The 400-nt window shown below is 46.2% G+C and carries 1 protein-coding gene; it reads left to right on the top strand.

Translation table 11 applies throughout. From position 1 onward, the window contains the following. A partial coding sequence (locus AB4585_RS25900) for a hypothetical protein (protein ID WP_372171639.1) occupies window positions 1-400 on the top strand: 400 nt, incomplete at both ends.

Consider the following 400-nt stretch of genomic DNA (forward strand, 5'->3'; position numbering starts at 1 on the left):
GTTAAACTGGGCATTCGCCTGCCGTCTTTCGAGAAATACGGTGTGGGTGTCGTACTTTTCCCTCGTGATGAGTACAAACGTGCACAGTGTCGCGACATTCTAGAGCGCAACGCACAACGACTAGACCTTGAAGTTCTAGGCTATCGCGTTCTACCTACTGATAACTCTATGCTGGGTGCCGACCCATTAAGCACTGAGCCTCAATTCGAACACGTATTCATTACAGGTGGCCCAAGCACAACACCTGAAGAGCTTGAAAGAAAGCTGTACGTTCTGCGTAACTATACTGTTCGAGTATGTCTGGAAAGTGTTTCTAACATTGGCGATGACTTCTACATCAACTCACTGTCTTATAAGACATTGGTTTATAAAGGTCAGCTAACCACAGAGCAAGTACCTC

It is taken from the genome of Vibrio sp. 10N.222.49.C9, from assembly GCF_041474985.1.
Classification (GTDB): Bacteria; Pseudomonadota; Gammaproteobacteria; order Enterobacterales; family Vibrionaceae; genus Vibrio; species Vibrio crassostreae_C.